Raw genomic sequence first — 16,122 nt, forward strand, 5'->3', positions numbered from 1 at the left:
TATGAGCCAGTTAAAATCAGCGAGTATTCTGGATTCTCGCATCCTCGTTCCGGCGATCGGCGCTTCCTTCAAGAAGTTGAACCCGCGCACGCTTGCCAAGAACCCCGTCATGTTCGTGGTTGCGGTCGTTTCGACGCTGACCACCATTCTCTTCCTGCGTGACCTCGTCACCGGAGGCGGCAATCTCGGCTTCTCGCTGCAGATCAATATCTGGCTGTGGTTCACGGTATTGTTCGCCAATTTCGCCGAAGCCGTTGCCGAGGGCCGCGGCAAGGCGCAAGCGGATTCCTTGCGCAAGTCGCGCACCGAAACTCAGGCGAAACTGCTCGTCGGCAATAGCCGCACCGACTACAAGATGGTGCCCGGCACCAGCCTGAAGGTCGGCGATGTCGTTCTGGTCGAGGCCGGCGATATCATTCCGTCGGACGGCGAAGTCATCGAAGGCGTTGCTTCGGTCAACGAAGCTGCCATCACGGGCGAATCCGCGCCGGTCATTCGTGAATCGGGCGGCGACCGCTCGGCCGTAACCGGCGGTACGCAGGTTCTGTCGGATGAGATTCGCGTCCGCATCACCGCAGCTGCCGGCTCGACCTTCATCGACCGCATGATCGCGCTGGTGGAAGGCGCCGAACGGCAGAAGACGCCGAACGAAATTGCGCTCAACATCCTCCTTGCAGGCATGACGCTGATCTTTGTGCTTGCCACCGTGACCATCCCGAGCTTTGCCGCCTATGCCGGCGGCTCGATCCAGACGGTCGTGCTTGTCGCTCTGTTCGTGACTCTGATCCCGACCACCATCGGCGCGCTGCTCTCGGCGATCGGTATTGCCGGCATGGACCGCCTGGTCCGCTTCAACGTGCTTGCCATGTCGGGCCGGGCTGTCGAAGCGGCGGGCGACGTCGACACCCTGCTGCTCGACAAGACCGGTACCATCACCCTCGGCAATCGCCAGGCAACCGCCTTCCGTCCGGTTCGGGGCGTCAGCGAGCAGGATCTGGCGGATGCCGCCCAGCTTGCCTCGCTTGCCGACGAAACGCCGGAGGGCCGTTCCATCGTCGTGCTTGCCAAGGAGAAATATGCGATCCGCGGCCGTGACATGACGAGCCTCAGGGCAACCTTCGTGCCGTTCACCGCCCAGACGCGCATGAGCGGCGTCGACCTCGATGGCTCGTCGATCCGAAAGGGTGCCGTGGACGCAGTGCTTGCCTATGTGGACGGTGCAGCCAATAGCAGCACCGACGGCACGGCGGTGATTTCGCGCACTTCGAGCGAGACGCTGCGTGAACTGCAGGGGATTGCCGACGAGATCGCCAAGGCCGGCGGCACTCCGCTTGCCGTCGCCCGCGACGGTCGCCTGCTTGGCGTCATCCATCTCAAGGATATCATCAAGGGCGGCATCCGCGAGCGTTTTGCCGAGCTGCGCCGCATGGGCATCCGCACCGTGATGATCACCGGTGACAATCCGTTGACGGCAGCGGCCATTGCAGCGGAAGCCGGCGTCGACGACTTCCTTGCACAGGCTACTCCTGAAATGAAGCTGGCTCTGATGCGCGAGGAGCAGGCCAAGGGCAAGCTCGTGGCCATGTGCGGCGACGGCACCAACGACGCCCCCGCGCTTGCCCAGGCCGACGTCGGCGTGGCCATGAACACCGGCACAGTCGCAGCCCGCGAGGCCGGCAACATGGTCGACCTCGACAGCGACCCGACCAAGCTGATCGAGATCGTCGAGATCGGCAAGCAGTTGCTGATGACCCGCGGCGCTCTGACCACCTTCTCCATCGCCAATGATATCGCGAAGTATTTCGCCATTATCCCGGCCATGTTCATCGCCTTCTATCCGCAGCTGAAGATGCTGAACATCATGGGGCTGGCGACGCCGCAAAGCGCCATTCTCTCGGCCATCATCTTCAATGCGCTGATCATCGTTGCGCTGATCCCGCTATCGCTGAAGGGCGTTCGCTATCGTCCGATCGGCGCCGGCGCGCTGCTGAGCCGCAATCTGCTGATCTATGGCCTCGGCGGCATCATCGTTCCCTTTATCGGCATCAAGGCCATCGACATGGCGATCAACGCCATCGGCCTCGCCTAAGGAGTTCCTCTCATGTTGAAACAAATCAGACCCGCCATCGTCATGGTCGTCGCCACAACCGTATTGACCGGCCTTGCTTATCCGCTCGCCATGACCGGCGCTGCCCAGGCTCTCTTTCCCCATCAGGCCAATGGCAGCCTGTTGGAGAAGGATGGGAAGGTCATCGGCTCCAGCCTGATCGGCCAGAACTTCACGAGCGACCGGTATTTTCATGGCCGTCCCTCGGCTACGACCGACACCGATCCGAATGACGCGACCAAGACGATCTCCGCGCCCTACAATGCGGCCAGTTCCGGCGGCTCCAATCTCGGTCCGACCAATTCGAGCTTGATCACGCGTATCAAGGGCGATGCGGCGACGTTGCAGTCGCAGAACCCGAACACGCCCGTCCCGGTGGATATGGTGACGACCTCGGGCAGCGGTCTTGACCCGGACATTTCGCCGGATGCCGCCTATTTCCAGATTCCGCGCGTGGCCAAGGCGCGCAACATGGATGAGGCCAAGCTCAAGGCGATTGTCGATGCTGCCGTAGAATCCCGGGAGTTCGGCGTCCTCGGCGAGCCTGTCGTCAACGTACTGGCATTGAACCAAGTCCTCGATGCTTCTATGAAACAGTAAGTTGAACAGGTTGAGACGGCCTATGCCGTCTCAACCTCGTCATGAAAGACCACCCACCGATGGCAGATGATAGCCGCGACATGATGAGCAGGCCTTCGCCCGACGCACTTTTGGAAAAAGCAAAGGCAGAGGCACGCGGACGGCTGAAGATCTTTTTGGGCGCGGCGCCCGGTGTGGGCAAGACCTATGAGATGCTCATATCGGGCAGGGCGAAGATCGCCGACGGGGTGGATGTGGTCGTCGGCGTGGTCGAGACCCATGGCCGGCGCGAGACGCAGGCCCTAGTCGAGGGCTTTGAAATCATTCCGCGTGTTGCCGTCGACTACAAGGGCAGGGCGCTCGAGGAGATGGATCTCGACGCCATCCTGAAGCGTCGGCCCGGATTGGTATTGGTGGACGAGCTCGCGCATACGAATGCGCATGGCAGCCGGCATCCGAAGCGCTATCTCGACGTCAAGGAACTTTTGGAGCGCGGCATCGATGTCTATACGACGCTGAATATCCAGCATGTCGAAAGCCTCAACGACGTCGTCTCGCAGATCACGCGCATCCGCGTCAGGGAAACGGTGCCGGATTCGATCATCGATCTTGCCGATGATGTCGAGATTATCGATCTCACCCCCGACGATCTCATCAAGCGCCTGCATGATGGGAAGGTCTATGTGTCGAAGACGGCAGAGCGGGCGCTGACCAACTATTTCACGCCAGGCAATCTGACGGCGCTGCGCGAACTGGCTCTGAGGCGCACGGCGCAGCGCGTCGACGATCAGCTTCTGACCCATATGCAGGCCCATGCGATCCCCGGGCCCTGGGCTGCCGGCGAGCGCGTGCTGGTGTCCATCGACCACCACCCGCGTTCCGCCTCACTGGTGCGCTATGCGGCGCGCATGGCGTCGCGTCTGCGCGCACCCTGGGCCGCCGTCTACGTTGAGACCAATCGATCGATCAGCTTGACGGAGGCGCAACGCGATACGATTGCCGCAACGCTCAGACTTGCCGAACAGCTCGGTGGCGAGGCCATAACCCTTCCGGGCCGCGAAGTTGCCGAGGAGCTGCTTCGCCACTCAGCCAGCAACAACGTCACCCATATCGTCATCGGTTCGCCGAAGATCGGGTCGTGGCGCGACTGGTCGCGGCGCTCAGTTTCATACGATCTCATCCGCAAGGCCGGGGACATCAGCGTCCATGTCATTTCCGGTAGCGATGCGGACGGCCAGGCCGCAAACCGCGGCGTCAAGGTAGCGCCTTCGCCGCCTCCCTTCCAGTTGCGTGGCTATGCTCTGGCGACGCTTTATGTCGCCATTGCCCTGGGTTTCTGCGTCATCCTCGATCAGGTTCTGGACGTGCGCAATCTGGCGCTCGTCTTCCTGATGGCGGTCCTTGCCAGCGCCGTGACACAGGGTCTGCGTCCGGCGCTCTATTCCTGTATTCTCGGCGCGCTTGCCTTCAATTTCTTCTTTCTGCCGCCGCGCTACACGCTGACGATCAGCGATCCGGAAAGCGTTCTCGCCTTCTTCTTCTTCCTCGGTGTCGCGATCATTGCCAGCAACCTGACAGCGACGGTGCAGCGGCAAGCTTTTGCCGCCCGCCAGCGTGCGCGAACGACGGAAGACCTCTATCTATTTTCAAAAAAGCTCGCCGGCACCGGCACGCTCGATGACGTGTTGTGGGCGACGGCCTTTCAATTGGCCTCGATGCTGAAGCTGCGGGTTGTTCTGCTTCTACCGGAGCACGGAACGATCGCCGTCAGGGCCGGCTATCCGCCTGACGACACGCTCGACGATGCCGATATCGCGGCGGCACGCTGGGCATGGGAACACAATCATGCCGCTGGTCGTGGCGCCGATACCCTGCCGGGCGCCAAGCGTCTCTACGTGCCGCTGCGGACCGGCCGCACTGCGGTCGGCGTTATCGGCCTCGACAGCGATCGCCGAGAAGGTCCGCTTCTGACGCCGGAGCAGCAGCGACTTCTCGATGCTCTTGCCGATCAGGCGGCGCTTGCCATCGAGCGCGTGCAGCTGGTGGCCGATGTCGACCGAGCCAAGCTGGCCGTCGAGGCGGACCGCCTTCGCTCTGCGTTGCTGACCTCCATCTCCCATGACCTGAAGACGCCGCTCGCCGCGATCATGGGCGCGGCGGGAACCCTGCGTGATTATCTGGAAACCCTGCCACACGAGGATCGCGTCGATCTTCTATCGACGGTTATCGATGAATCCGAGCGGCTCAATCGTTTCATCGTCAACCTGCTCGACATGACCAAGATCGAGTCCGGCGCGATGGAGCCGAATTATGCGCTGCATTATGGCGGCGATATCGTCGGCAGCGCGCTGCGCCGCGCCGAGAAAATCCTCAGCCGCCACCGCGTCGAGGTCCAGATACCTGCCGACCTGCCGATGGTGAAGGTCGATCCTGTCCTGTTTGAGCAGGTTCTGTTCAATCTGCTCGACAACGCCGCCAAATATGCCCCGGATGGTTCGGCCATTCGTCTGGAGGCCTGGGCCGATATCGACAATATCGTCTTCCGGGTTATGGACGAGGGGCCCGGCATTCCGCCCACCGATCTCGAGCGCGTCTTCGATACGTTTTATCGCGTCCGCAAGGGCGATCAGGTGAGGGCCGGCACGGGGCTCGGCCTTTCGATCTGCCGTGGCTTTGTCGAGGCCATGGGCGGCACCGTTGCCGCCGGTAACCGAACGGATCGCCAAGGAGCGGTCTTTACCATCCGCATGCCAAGACCAATCGATGTCCCGAAGCTGGATGAATTGAAATGAACACGACTGCCGTCAAGATTCTCGTCGTCGACGACGAACCGCCGATCCGCAAATTGCTGCGCGTCGGCCTCGGTGCCCAGGGCTACGTTGTCAACGAGGCCCAAAATGCCGCCGCAGCTCAGGCTTCGGTCAATGAGGATCGGCCCGATCTGGTCGTGCTCGATCTCGGTCTGCCCGACAAGTCCGGGCAGGATCTGCTGATCGAGTGGCGTGAAGACGGGGTGCAGATACCAGTAGTGATCCTGTCGAGCCGCACCGATGAGGCCGGTATCGTCAAGGCCCTGGAAAGCGGCGCGGACGACTACATCACCAAGCCATTTGGCGTCAACGAGCTTGCGGCGCGCATTCGCGTCGCCCTGCGTCATCGTTTGCAGCAGCAGGGCGAAAAGGCGATCTTCCAGACCGGCGGCCTTTCGATCGATCTCGTCAAGCGCATCGTCAAGGTGGATGGCAGCGAGATCAAGCTGTCGCCGAAGGAGTACGATATTCTGCGGGTGCTCGCGCAGCACGCGGGCAAGGTGCTCACCCATCAGTTCCTGCTGAAGCAGATTTGGGGGCCGGCCGCGGATGTGCAGTACCTGCGCGTTTATGTTCGACAGCTCAGGCAGAAGATCGAACAGATCCCGGATCAACCCCACTACATCACCACCGAAACCGGCGTCGGCTATCGCCTCCGCGAGCCGGAATGAGATGAGGGTTCCGGATACGGTGCGGGGCCGGAGGTGCCGCCCCGTATCCGATGAGCCTTATGCATAAATAGCCGATTGTCCGACCACCAAGAGCGACCATGGACCTCTCCACCATCATCCTGCCCGAACATGTTTTCATCGGAGTGGCCGCACCGACAAAATGGCGGGCGTTGCAGATCCTATCCACGAAGGCAGCCAGCTGTTTCGGCCTTGATGGTTCGGTCGTGCTGCGAGCGCTGGAAACGCGCGAGAAGCTTGGAACGACTGGCATCGGCAACGGTGTGGCCGTTCCTCACGCTGCGATCGCTGGCATGACGAGGCCGCGGGGGCTTCTAGCCCGTTTCGCTCAGCCGGTGGACTTCGAGGCCATCGACGATATCCCGACCGAATGGGCTTTCTTGCTGCTTTTCGGCGAGGGCGGCCGCAGCGAATATCTCAACGTGCTGGCCGCCATCGCTAGACGGCTGAGGGCTGAAGGCGTACAGGCTGCGATGAAACAGGCAAAAAGCGCCGACGAACTCTATTCCATCTTTCACGTCTGATCCCGGCATCGGTTACTGGTGATTGTGGCGTTGCGCCCTCCCGCTGGAATGTGATTTCACTTTTCTGGATTCTATGGGATGCTGTTCTCCGAAGTTCCTGAAAACGGGAACGGTCTTCGTTACTTTATACGACCAAGTTGATAGGGTTTAGGGGCAAACGAAGGGGGTTCATCCATGCAGACGATAAGGCTTTCCCGGCTTCTCGCCACCGCAGTTTTGATCGGCAGTTTTTCGATTGCGGCGGTTGCGCCGACATGGGCGGCGGACAAGACGCTTCTGAATGTCTCCTACGATCCGACGCGTGAGTTGTATAAGGATTTCAATACCGTCTTTGCTGCAAAGTGGAAGAAGGACACCGGCGAAACGATCAACATCAAGGCTTCGCATGGTGGTTCCGGTGCCCAGGCACGCTCGGTCATTGATGGTCTCGACGCCGATGTCGTGACGCTGGCGCTCGAAGGCGATATCGACGCAATCGCCAAGGCGACGCATAAGATCCCGGCCGATTGGAAGACCAAGTTCCCCAACAATTCCGTTCCCTACACTTCGACCATCGTTTTCCTGGTGCGCAAGGGCAACCCGAAGGCCATCAAGGACTGGCCGGACCTGGTCAAGGATGGCGTTGAAGTCATCACACCGAATCCGAAGACATCGGGTGGCGCTCGCTGGAATATTCTGGCGGCATGGGCCTGGGCCAAGCAGGCCAATGGTGGCGATGACGCCAAGGCGCAGGAGTATGTCTCCAAGCTTTTGAAGCATGTTCCCGTGCTCGATACCGGCGCGCGCGGCGCGACGACGACCTTCGTACAGCGCGGGCTCGGCGATGTGCTGCTCGCCTGGGAAAACGAGGCCTATCTCTCGCTCGACGAACTCGGTCCCGATAAATTCGAGATCGTAACCCCATCCGTCTCAATCCGCGCCGATCCTCCGGTCGCGGTCGTCGATGGCAATGTCGACAAGAAAGGCACCCGCAAGATCGCGGAAGCCTATTTGAACTATCTCTACTCGGACGAGGGCCAGAAGATCGCCGCCAAGCATTACTACCGGCCGACCAAGCCGGAAGCGGCCGATCCCAAGGATATCGCCCGTTTCCCGGCCTTGAAGCTCGCGACGATTGACGATTTCGGCGGATGGAGCCAAGCTCAGCCGAAGTTCTTCGATGACGGTGGCGTCTTCGATCAGATCTACAAGCCGGGGCAATAAGTCTGAATGCATTCCATAACCCGCAAACGGTGGCGGTTTCGGCAGCCGAGTGTCATTCCGGGCTTCGGATTGGCGCTCGGCGTTACCTTGGCTTGGCTCATCTTCATCGTTCTCATTCCGCTGTCTGGATTGCTGTGGAAGAGCAGCGCTCTCGGCTGGTCGAAATTCTGGGCTCTGGCTCTTGATGTGCGCACGCTCTATGCGCTGCGGATGAGCTTTGGCGGCGCTTTCGTCGCTGCGCTCGTCAACGCTGTCCTCGGGCTTATCCTTGCCTGGGTATTGGTACGATACCGCTTTCCCGGCAAGCGCATCCTCGACGCCATGGTCGATTTGCCGTTTGCCTTGCCGACGGCCGTCGCCGGCATCGCGCTGACGACGCTCTATGCGCCGAACGGCTGGATCGGCCAGTTCCTGGCACCGCTCGGCATCAGGATTGCCTTCACCCCGATCGGCATCGTCATCGCGCTGATTTTCGTTGGCCTGCCCTTTGTGGTGCGTACCGCCCAGCCTGTCATGGAGGAGATCGACCGTGAGGTGGAGGAGGCGGCGGCGACCTTGGGAGCGACCCGCTTCCAGACGATCACCCGCGTCTTGCTACCCGGCTTGGCGCCGGCTGCGCTCACAGGCTTTGCGCTGGCTTTTGCCCGTGCCGCCGGCGAATACGGCTCGGTCATCTTCATCGCCGGGAATAAGCCTTACGTCTCGGAAATCGCTCCGCTTCTGATCGTCATCCGCCTCGAGGAATATAACTACGCGGCAGCGACGGCGATCGCGACCGTGATGCTGTTCATTTCCTTCACCATGCTTCTGATCATCAATCTCATTCAGGCCTGGAGCAGAAGGAGGTACGGCTATGGCGCATGATCTTTCTGCCGCGCCCGCTGTGGAACAGTCGGTCATCACGGAAAGCCGGATTGCCCGCATTATCTTTGTGCTGATTTCGCTGGCCTTCCTGACGCTGATGGTGCTTCTGCCTCTGGCCGCCGTGTTCGTCGAAGCCTTTCGAAAGGGCATTGAAACCTTTTTCGACGCCTTGGTCGATGAGGAAACCTTCGCAGCCATCCGGCTGACTTTGATCGTTGCCGGCATCAGCGTGCCGCTTAACCTTGTCTGCGGCGTCGCTGCCGCATGGGTGATCGCCAAGTTCGAGTTCAAGGGCAAGGCGTTCCTCACGACCCTGATCGATCTGCCTTTCTCGGTTTCCCCGGTCATCTCGGGTCTGGTATTCGTGCTGTTGTTCGGTTCCAACAGCGTGCTCGGACCATGGCTGCAGAGCAATGGTATCCAGATCCTGTTTGCTGTTCCCGGTCTCGTTCTGGCGACGATGTTCGTGACTTTCCCCTTCGTCGCGCGCGAATTGATCCCGTTGATGCAGGAGCAGGGTAGCGCCGATGAAGAGGCGGCCCTCTCGCTCGGCGCCAATGGCTGGCAGACCTTCTGGTATGTCACCCTGCCGAATATCAAATGGGGCCTGCTCTACGGCGTGCTGCTCTGCAACGCCCGCGCGATGGGGGAGTTCGGGGCGGTTTCGGTCGTCTCCGGTCATATCCGCGGCGAAACCAATACCATGCCGCTGCAGGTCGAGATCCTCTACAACGAATATAATTTCTCAGGGGCTTTTGCCGTTGCTACGCTTCTGGCCCTGCTTGCCCTTGTCACACTGCTGCTGAAGACGTTGCTGGAAATGCGCTATAGCGAAGAGATCGCAGCCAGCCGGCGTCACTGAAGGAATTTTTGATGGAAGTTCGCGTTCAAAACCTGCGCAAGGAATTCGGTCGCTTTCCCGCATTGCATGATGTGTCGCTGGATATCCGCTCGAGCGAGCTGATCGCGCTTCTCGGTCCGTCCGGCTCGGGTAAGACGACGCTTCTGCGCCTCATTGCCGGTCTGGAAACACCTACGGAAGGCAGGATCTTCTTCGGTGAAGACGATGCCTCGCGAAAGACCGTACAGCAGCGCAACATTGGCTTCGTGTTTCAGCACTACGCTTTGTTTCGGCATATGACCGTGCTGGAGAATATCTCCTTCGGCCTCAAGGTCCGGTCGGCATCGCGCCGTCCGCCGCGCGACGAAATTCGCAGGCGTGCGGTGGAGCTCTTGGAACTAGTGCAATTGAACGGTCTGGAGAAGCGTTATCCAGCCCAGCTTTCCGGCGGGCAGCGGCAGCGTGTGGCACTGGCGCGCGCTATGGCGGTCGAGCCGAACGTCCTACTTCTGGACGAGCCATTCGGCGCTCTCGATGCGCAGGTGCGCAAGGATCTGCGCAAGTGGTTGCGTGAGATCCATGATCGGACCGGCCACACCACGGTTTTCGTGACCCATGACCAGGAAGAGGCGCTGGAGCTTGCCGACCGTGTGGTCGTGCTCAACAAGGGCGCCATCGAGCAAGTCGGAACGCCGGACGAGATATACGACACGCCGAATTCTCCCTTCGTCTATGGCTTCATCGGGCAATCCAATCGCGTCAAGGTACGCATCGCAAGCGGCGAAATATGGTTCGAGGACAGGCCGCTAGGGTTGAGCACGCCGCACGAGCCGAATGGCGAGGCCTATCTTTATTTCCGCCCGCACGACATTGAGCTGCATGAGGGTGATGGCGGCTCTATTGCCGGCTTGCTTATCGCCAGCAGACGCGTCGCGGGCACAAGGCATCTTGAGCTCAATATCGGCGCCAACCACGATAATATCGAGATCGAGCTGCCGCCGAACAAGGCGGATGCGCTCGATCGGAACCGCATTGCCTTCAGGCCGACCCGATGGACGCTGTTCCGTAACGGTGTCTGAGGGGCGGGCGCCTTTGTCGAAACGAGGCTGACTGATCAGTCCTCCGGATGGGCAGCAGATGCGAAGCCGCCGCCCTGATAGACGACCGCCGGATCGTTCGGATCTTCCCGCGTGGCTTGCGACAGGATTTCGGCGCGCCATGGGGCAGCGCTATCGCGCGGCTTCCAGCCAAGGAAGGCGGCATTGCCGTTGTCCCACCACTGCTCGTCATTGTCGGAAACACCATAGATGATCGTGTGTCCGAGACGCGGCGCATCGAAGGCGCAGCCGCACAGGGATAAAAAGTCCCGCGCGCTGAACCAGGTCGCCAGCATGCGCGTGTTGCGCGGTTCCGGAAAGCAGGAGCCGATGCGGACCGACAACGTCTCCTGGCCGAACTTGTCGAAGTAGAGGCTGGCGACGGCCTCGCCGAAAACCTTCGAGACGCCATAGAGCGAATCCGGCCGTGTCGGGACTTTGTTGTCGATGCGCTCGTCGCGCCGATAGAAGCCGATGGTGTGGTTCGAGCTGGCAAAGACGATGCGCGGCTTGCCGGCGGCGCGTGCGGCTTCGTAGAGATTGTAAAGGCCAACGATATTGCCCTGCAGGATCATATCGAAGGGTTTTTCAACCGAGATGCCGCCGAGATGGATAATGCCGTCGACCCCTGTAACGAGAGAGGTGACGCCATCGCGGTCGGCGAGATCGCAGGCGACGAAACGTTCGTTCGGCCTGAGATCGCGTATCGGGGTGAGATCGGACAGGACAACGTTTTCAGCAATTTGCGACAGGAGCGGCCTGAGGGCCTGTCCGACGCCGCCGGCAGCGCCCGTAAGCAGCAGAGTTTTCAACATGATTGTCTCCCGATCGATCTCGTTGCGGATAAGTTATAATATATCCTTTTGCCAGTCATCATATATCTGTAGGATTGGCCGGCAAAACCGAGGAAGAATGGGATGCGGCGCGAGGGCCTGATCGCAAGGAAAGAGGACGAAGCGCAGCCTTCCGGCAAGCGCAACCTTGTCGACCATGTCGCCCAGCAATTGCGCGAGGATATTCTGGGCGGTGCATCTGCACCCGGTGAGAGGCTGCCGAGCGAAAGTGGTTTGACCGAGCGCTACAAGGTCAGCCGCACGGTCATTCGCGAGGCGATTGCATCGCTGCGTGCCGACGGTCTCGTAGACGTGCGGCACGGTGTCGGTGTCTTCGTCAGTGCGGCGCCGTCATTTCCGTCGGCAGGTCTCCTTACGACGGATCCGGCCCGGATTTCGTCGATTATCGAAATGCTGGAGCTGCGCACCGCTGTCGAATCGGAGGCGGCGGCGATTGCAGCTGTTCGCCGTTCACCGGTACAGGAGGAGGCGATCCTCGAACGTTGCAACGAAATCGATCGTGCCTTGCGCGCCGGCGTCGCCACATCGGACGCCGATTTTGCCTTTCATCTGGCCATAGCGGACGCGACCAACAATCCGCGCTTCAAGCAATTTTTGGAGCTGAGCGGTAGAAGCATGATCCCTCGCTCTTTCCTGCTCGATCACGGCAACAAAGATGCCGCCATCGACTACATTACGCAGATTCAGGCCGAACATCGCCAGATTGCCGAGGCGATCTCCGACCGGGACGAAGAAGCCGCCAGGACAGCCATGCGCCGACATCTTGTGGGCAGCCAGCAGCGCTATCGCAGCCTCATCCGCGGAAAATAGCCAACAGGGCAGGCGTCTCACAATCTCCGTGAAGGCCTTCGGCATTGCGCGGTCTATGCCGTCGACCTCGGCTGCCTTGCGGCCACTCTCCTTTGCAACAGCTCCAAATAGTATGCGCGGATCGCTCCGCACCGCTCACTTTCCCGCAACCCGCGCTTGAAGTTCGTGCGGCTATGATATAAAGAAATCCTTATGCCTTTATATGGGAGATGGACGTGCCCTTACCCCTATTTGCTTTGTTTCTAGCCGCCTTCGCGTTTGGCACCACTGAATTTGTCATTGCAGGTATTCTCCCGGATGTGGCTCAGGGCTTGGGGGTCTCCATTCCCTTTGCCGGATATCTGGTCTCCGGCTATGCGCTGGGTATCGCTATCGGCGGGCCATTCCTGACAATGGCCACGCGGCGGGTCTCGCGCCGCACCGTTCTTCTCGCTCTCACAATCGCTTTCTGCTTGGGGCAAGTCGCATGTGCGCTCGCGCCAGGCTTTGCCACAATGCTCGCCTTCCGGGTTGCGACCGCCGTCGCCCATGGCGCCTATTTCGGCATCGCCATGGTGGTTGCGGTCGGCCTCGTCCCACAGGAGTTTCGTGGTCGCGCCGTTTCCGTCATTCTTGCCGGCCTGACGGTTTCGAACATCATCGGCGTGCCCGCAGGTGCCGCTATTGGCGGCCTTTGGGGATGGCGGACCACATTCTGGGCGATGACCATAGTCGGTGTCCTCGCACTGATCGCGATATGGGTGTTGATCCCGCAGACCAAAAGCCAGCCCCAGCAGTCCGGCCACCTGGGCAAGGAAGTGCGCGTCCTTGGACGTCAGCAAGTCTGGACGTCCCTCATCATGATGCTTGCCCTGATGATCGGGCAGATGGTGCCTTTCACCTATATAACACCGCTTCTGCGGGAGGTGACGGGTCTTAATGCCATGGTCATTCCTTGGGTACTCCTCCTCAATGGCGTTGGGGCAACACTCGGCGTTTTCATCGGGGGGCGGTTGTCGGATTGGAAGCTCATGCCCTCGTTGATCGCATTGCTTGCCATTCAGGCCGTAACGCTCGCCGTTCTCTATATGGTTAGCCCCTATCCCGTGGCGATGACCGTGACGATTTTTGTTTGGGGTGCTCTCAATTTCGCTATCGGCACCCCGATTCAAGCTCGCATTCTGATGTGGACCGCCGATGCACCCAGCTTGGCTTCCTCGCTCATTCCATCGGGGTTCAATATTGGGATCGCCATTGCGGCGGTCGTGGGCGCTGCTTTGCTTGAGGGAGGGTATGGCTATCGCAGTTTGCCGGTGCTGGGCGCTTTCGCGCTTGTTCTGGCCTGCGTGGTTGCAATCTTCTCTGCCCTCGGCGAAAGGCGCAGTGGTGCCATTCCCCCGCATGCGGTTCTCACATAGTTCGCCATATCTGGCTTTGATGCAAACCGGCCGGAGACTTGCCTTTCACGGGCCGCGGCTACCATTTCCGGGTTCTGAAGCTTCTCCGCATGCGGGGAAGCCTTCGCTTGACAGCATGCAGGCTATCGCGCTAGAGGCCAAAACACAGTTGCTCGTGTAGCACTGTCGTAGGCGTTACCGTCATCCAACGCGCCTTTGTCGAGAAGGTCCCAGCAGGGAGGTCTCGATGCAAGAGGCGTTTATGGTATGACTTCGTTTTCTCCACCTCCGATCCCTGGCCCCTTGTTGGCTCAAACAGCGTTACCGCGTGTTGGTATGCCGTCAGGCAAAGCTGTTCGCTCGAACCTAACGACCGGGTCCTTGGTGCATTGCCTTGTCGCGATGGCCGGGCTGCAATCGAGTGGCACAGGAAGACGACGTTTCCCCATCTGGCGCTGGCGCCACCTGTACAGCCGTGTTGTTTCGCTTCAGCCGCGTTGGTTCAAGCAAATGACAGTAATCGAACAGGTGCGCGCTCTAAACGGCCGTTCCGCGGACATCCCTGAAAAGGAATTCGCAAGCGGTCAAATCGTCGGCCCATGGCCAAACGAAACGATGGAGCAAAACTATGCGAATGACTGGCAACACCATCCTCATCACCGGCGGCACCAGCGGAATCGGTCGCGCACTTGCCGAAGCGTTCCATGACCGCGGCAATCGCGTCATCATTACCGGACGGCGCCTATCCCTGCTTGAAGAAATCGCTGCAGACCGCCCCGGACTGGTGGGATTGCCGCTCGATCTTGATGACCCGAGCTCGATGTCCAAGCTGGCAAAAGACGTGCGGGCATGCTTTCCCGAACTCAACATGCTCATCGCCAACGCAGGCATTTCCCGATCGGAGGATATGACCGCGGAAGCTTGGGATGTTTCCGATGCCCAAGCGATCATCGAGACGAACATCTTGGGCATATTGCGCGCAACGGCTGCTTTCCTGCCACTGCTCAAGACCCAGAAGGCGGCTGCGATCATGGCGACCAGCTCAAACCTCGCGTTCATTCCGCGCGCAGATTTCCCGACTTATTGCGCCAGCAAGGCTTTCCTGCATTCCTGGCTGCAATCGTTGCGACATCAGCTTCGCAACATTCCGGTCGAAGTGCTTGAGCTTTCGCCGCCTTACGTGCAGACCGAGCTTACGGGCAGTCATCAAGTCACCGATCCGCGCGCCATACCGGTCGACGCCTATGTGGCGGAGGTCATGCAGTTGTTGGAGACGGGAAGACATCCGCGGGGCGAGGTGCTGGTCGAGCGCGATCGCGCACGCCGTTCAGCCGAACGGGAAGGGCGCTACGACGACGTCTTCGCGGCGATCAACCCCGCCTGATACCTGGTTCGGCTCTCGTCACGGCCTTTCTTTAAGGGGCCGTGACGGCCATGCTGAACCCACAGACGGGCCTCAAGTTCAGGCCGTTTGTGACTGGGCTTCGGTCTCCGCCCCATATGATCCGAGGCTGATGACCGCCTTGATGGGCAAATGATCGGAGGCGACGCGGGCCAATGGCGAGTCATGCACTTCGACCGCGGAAATCATGCCTCGCCGGTTTGCCATGATGCGATCGAGGGCCAGAAGCGGCAGCGTCGACGGAAAGCTCGGTACGGCCGGAGGCAGCGGCCCGAAAGCGTTCTGGAAGGTATTGAGCGATGAGCGGTCGCCCAGCCGCCATTCGTTGAGGTCGCCGAGCAGAATGGTCGGCATTTCGCCGCCATTGTTCATGAGATCGACGATCAGCCGCGTCTGCTGGGCGCGCGAGCGATGCAGCAGGCCGAGATGAGCGGCGATGATCCGGATGCTGCCGCCACGCGCGAGCTCGATCTCGGCAATCAACGCGCCGCGCGGCTCCAGCCCCGGCAGCTTGATCTGGTGCACGTCGCGCACTGTACCCTGTTTGAAGAGAACGACATTGCCGTGCCAGCCATGCGCCTTGCGGGTGCCAGCGATCGGTACCGGAATGAGCCCGGTTTCGCGTTCGAGGCGGCGCAGGTCGAGCAGACCGGTACGCTCCCCGAAGCGGCTGTCAGCCTCCTGCAGGCCGATGACGTCGGCGTCTATTTCATGGATGACCCGACTGGTTCTCTCCGGATCGAAGCGGCGGTCGGCGCCGACGCATTTGTGGACATTGTAGGAGGCGATCAGCGTGCCTTCCGGACGGTCGGGTTTGTCCGTTGGCCTCGGACGCGATTTGCTTCGGTTCTTCAGGCTTTCCAGAATGCTCGCACGGAGGCTTTCTTTCTTTTTTCTCATTTATCCGTCGACCGTTCCTTGATCAGACCATGTCGGGTACATCAGGCAGAGTATAGGAACCGATAG

14 protein-coding genes are annotated in these 16,122 nt (G+C 60.4%); 12 read left to right on the plus strand and 2 right to left on the minus strand.

Translation table 11 applies throughout. The annotated features are described in order from the left end of the window. The first annotated feature begins 1 nt into the window (after window position 1). From kdpB to ACIQJ2_RS06340, 9 genes are all read left to right on the plus strand, one after another. Complete coding sequence (gene kdpB, locus ACIQJ2_RS06300) at window positions 2-2,089, plus strand: potassium-transporting ATPase subunit KdpB (protein ID WP_400667906.1); 2,088 nt, start codon at window positions 2-4, stop codon at window positions 2,087-2,089. A gap of 12 nt (window positions 2,090-2,101) precedes the next feature. Then, complete coding sequence (locus tag ACIQJ2_RS06305; RefSeq protein ID WP_400667908.1) at window positions 2,102-2,707, plus strand: K(+)-transporting ATPase subunit C; 606 nt, start codon at window positions 2,102-2,104, stop codon at window positions 2,705-2,707. Window positions 2,708-2,766: 59 nt separating this feature from the next. Then, entirely contained in the window at window positions 2,767-5,478 is a 2,712-nt protein-coding gene (locus tag ACIQJ2_RS06310) for a sensor histidine kinase KdpD (protein WP_199149510.1), read from the plus strand. After that, window positions 5,475-6,167, plus strand: a complete 693-nt coding sequence (locus tag ACIQJ2_RS06315; protein WP_199089730.1) for a response regulator transcription factor — start codon at window positions 5,475-5,477, stop codon at window positions 6,165-6,167. Before ACIQJ2_RS06310 ends, ACIQJ2_RS06315 begins: the two co-directional genes overlap by 4 nt. A 98-nt stretch (window positions 6,168-6,265) precedes the next feature. Further along, window positions 6,266-6,709, plus strand: coding sequence for a PTS sugar transporter subunit IIA (locus ACIQJ2_RS06320; RefSeq protein WP_199149509.1), 444 nt, complete (start codon window positions 6,266-6,268; stop codon window positions 6,707-6,709). 174 nt (window positions 6,710-6,883) lie between these two features. Then, on the plus strand, window positions 6,884-7,912 hold the full coding sequence (locus tag ACIQJ2_RS06325; RefSeq protein WP_400667911.1) for a sulfate ABC transporter substrate-binding protein: 1,029 nt from the start codon (window positions 6,884-6,886) through the stop codon (window positions 7,910-7,912). A 6-nt stretch (window positions 7,913-7,918) separates the two neighbouring features. Continuing rightward, entirely contained in the window at window positions 7,919-8,776 is an 858-nt protein-coding gene (gene cysT, locus ACIQJ2_RS06330) for a sulfate ABC transporter permease subunit CysT (RefSeq protein ID WP_199149507.1), read from the plus strand. Beyond that, complete coding sequence (cysW, locus tag ACIQJ2_RS06335; protein WP_400667913.1) at window positions 8,766-9,638, plus strand: sulfate ABC transporter permease subunit CysW; 873 nt, start codon at window positions 8,766-8,768, stop codon at window positions 9,636-9,638. The genes cysT and cysW overlap by 11 nt, the downstream gene beginning before the upstream one ends. Window positions 9,639-9,649: 11 nt before the next feature. Then, on the plus strand, window positions 9,650-10,696 hold the full coding sequence (locus tag ACIQJ2_RS06340) for a sulfate/molybdate ABC transporter ATP-binding protein (protein ID WP_199149505.1): 1,047 nt from the start codon (window positions 9,650-9,652) through the stop codon (window positions 10,694-10,696). 35 nt (window positions 10,697-10,731) lie between these two features. Here the strand turns inward: ACIQJ2_RS06340 and ACIQJ2_RS06345 are convergent, their stop codons facing one another. Beyond that, window positions 10,732-11,529 carry an NAD-dependent epimerase/dehydratase family protein gene (locus ACIQJ2_RS06345; protein ID WP_400667915.1) on the minus strand — a complete coding sequence of 266 codons (798 nt, stop codon included), beginning with the start codon at window positions 11,527-11,529 and terminating at the stop codon, window positions 10,732-10,734. A gap of 102 nt (window positions 11,530-11,631) precedes the next feature. Between ACIQJ2_RS06345 and ACIQJ2_RS06350 the strand changes: the two genes are divergently transcribed. The 3 genes from ACIQJ2_RS06350 (at window position 11,632) to ACIQJ2_RS06360 (ending at window position 15,138) form a co-directional block, all read left to right on the plus strand. Continuing rightward, window positions 11,632-12,378 (plus strand): FadR/GntR family transcriptional regulator, encoded by a 747-nt coding sequence (locus ACIQJ2_RS06350; protein ID WP_400667917.1) that lies wholly within the window; start codon window positions 11,632-11,634, stop codon window positions 12,376-12,378. A 209-nt stretch (window positions 12,379-12,587) separates the two neighbouring features. Further along, window positions 12,588-13,775: an MFS transporter gene (locus tag ACIQJ2_RS06355; protein ID WP_400667919.1), complete on the plus strand. Its 1,188-nt coding sequence runs from the start codon at window positions 12,588-12,590 to the stop codon at window positions 13,773-13,775. A gap of 613 nt (window positions 13,776-14,388) precedes the next feature. Beyond that, window positions 14,389-15,138, plus strand: coding sequence for an SDR family oxidoreductase (locus ACIQJ2_RS06360; RefSeq protein WP_400667921.1), 750 nt, complete (start codon window positions 14,389-14,391; stop codon window positions 15,136-15,138). Between the two features lie 78 nt (window positions 15,139-15,216). Here the strand turns inward: ACIQJ2_RS06360 and ACIQJ2_RS06365 are convergent, their stop codons facing one another. After that, the gene (locus ACIQJ2_RS06365) at window positions 15,217-16,056 is read right to left on the minus strand and encodes an endonuclease/exonuclease/phosphatase family protein (RefSeq protein WP_400667923.1); all 840 of its coding nucleotides are present in this window, start codon (window positions 16,054-16,056) and stop codon (window positions 15,217-15,219) included. Window positions 16,057-16,122 lie beyond the last annotated feature (66 nt).

The organism is Rhizobium sp. NPDC092011 (genome assembly GCF_044756305.1).
Taxonomy (GTDB): domain Bacteria; phylum Pseudomonadota; class Alphaproteobacteria; order Rhizobiales; family Rhizobiaceae; genus Rhizobium.

Bases quoted from the DNA above. Each gene is read 5' to 3' on its own strand.
- ACIQJ2_RS06315 (WP_199089730.1), top strand. From the start codon at position 5,475: ATGAACACGACTGCCGTCAAGATTCTCGTCGTCGACGACGAACCGCCG.
- ACIQJ2_RS06325 (WP_400667911.1), top strand. From the start codon at position 6,884: ATGCAGACGATAAGGCTTTCCCGGCTTCTCGCCACCGCAGTTTTGATC.
- ACIQJ2_RS06320 (WP_199149509.1), top strand. From the start codon at position 6,266: ATGGACCTCTCCACCATCATCCTGCCCGAACATGTTTTCATCGGAGTG.
- ACIQJ2_RS06305 (WP_400667908.1), top strand. From the start codon at position 2,102: ATGTTGAAACAAATCAGACCCGCCATCGTCATGGTCGTCGCCACAACC.
- cysW (WP_400667913.1), top strand. From the start codon at position 8,766: ATGGCGCATGATCTTTCTGCCGCGCCCGCTGTGGAACAGTCGGTCATC.
- ACIQJ2_RS06340 (WP_199149505.1), top strand. From the start codon at position 9,650: ATGGAAGTTCGCGTTCAAAACCTGCGCAAGGAATTCGGTCGCTTTCCC.
- ACIQJ2_RS06365 (WP_400667923.1), bottom strand. From the start codon at position 16,056: ATGAGAAAAAAGAAAGAAAGCCTCCGTGCGAGCATTCTGGAAAGCCTG.
- ACIQJ2_RS06350 (WP_400667917.1), top strand. From the start codon at position 11,632: ATGCGGCGCGAGGGCCTGATCGCAAGGAAAGAGGACGAAGCGCAGCCT.
- ACIQJ2_RS06360 (WP_400667921.1), top strand. From the start codon at position 14,389: ATGACTGGCAACACCATCCTCATCACCGGCGGCACCAGCGGAATCGGT.
- ACIQJ2_RS06355 (WP_400667919.1), top strand. From the start codon at position 12,588: ATGGACGTGCCCTTACCCCTATTTGCTTTGTTTCTAGCCGCCTTCGCG.
- ACIQJ2_RS06310 (WP_199149510.1), top strand. From the start codon at position 2,767: ATGGCAGATGATAGCCGCGACATGATGAGCAGGCCTTCGCCCGACGCA.
- ACIQJ2_RS06345 (WP_400667915.1), bottom strand. From the start codon at position 11,529: ATGTTGAAAACTCTGCTGCTTACGGGCGCTGCCGGCGGCGTCGGACAG.
- kdpB (WP_400667906.1), top strand. From the start codon at position 2: ATGAGCCAGTTAAAATCAGCGAGTATTCTGGATTCTCGCATCCTCGTT.
- cysT (WP_199149507.1), top strand. From the start codon at position 7,919: ATGCATTCCATAACCCGCAAACGGTGGCGGTTTCGGCAGCCGAGTGTC.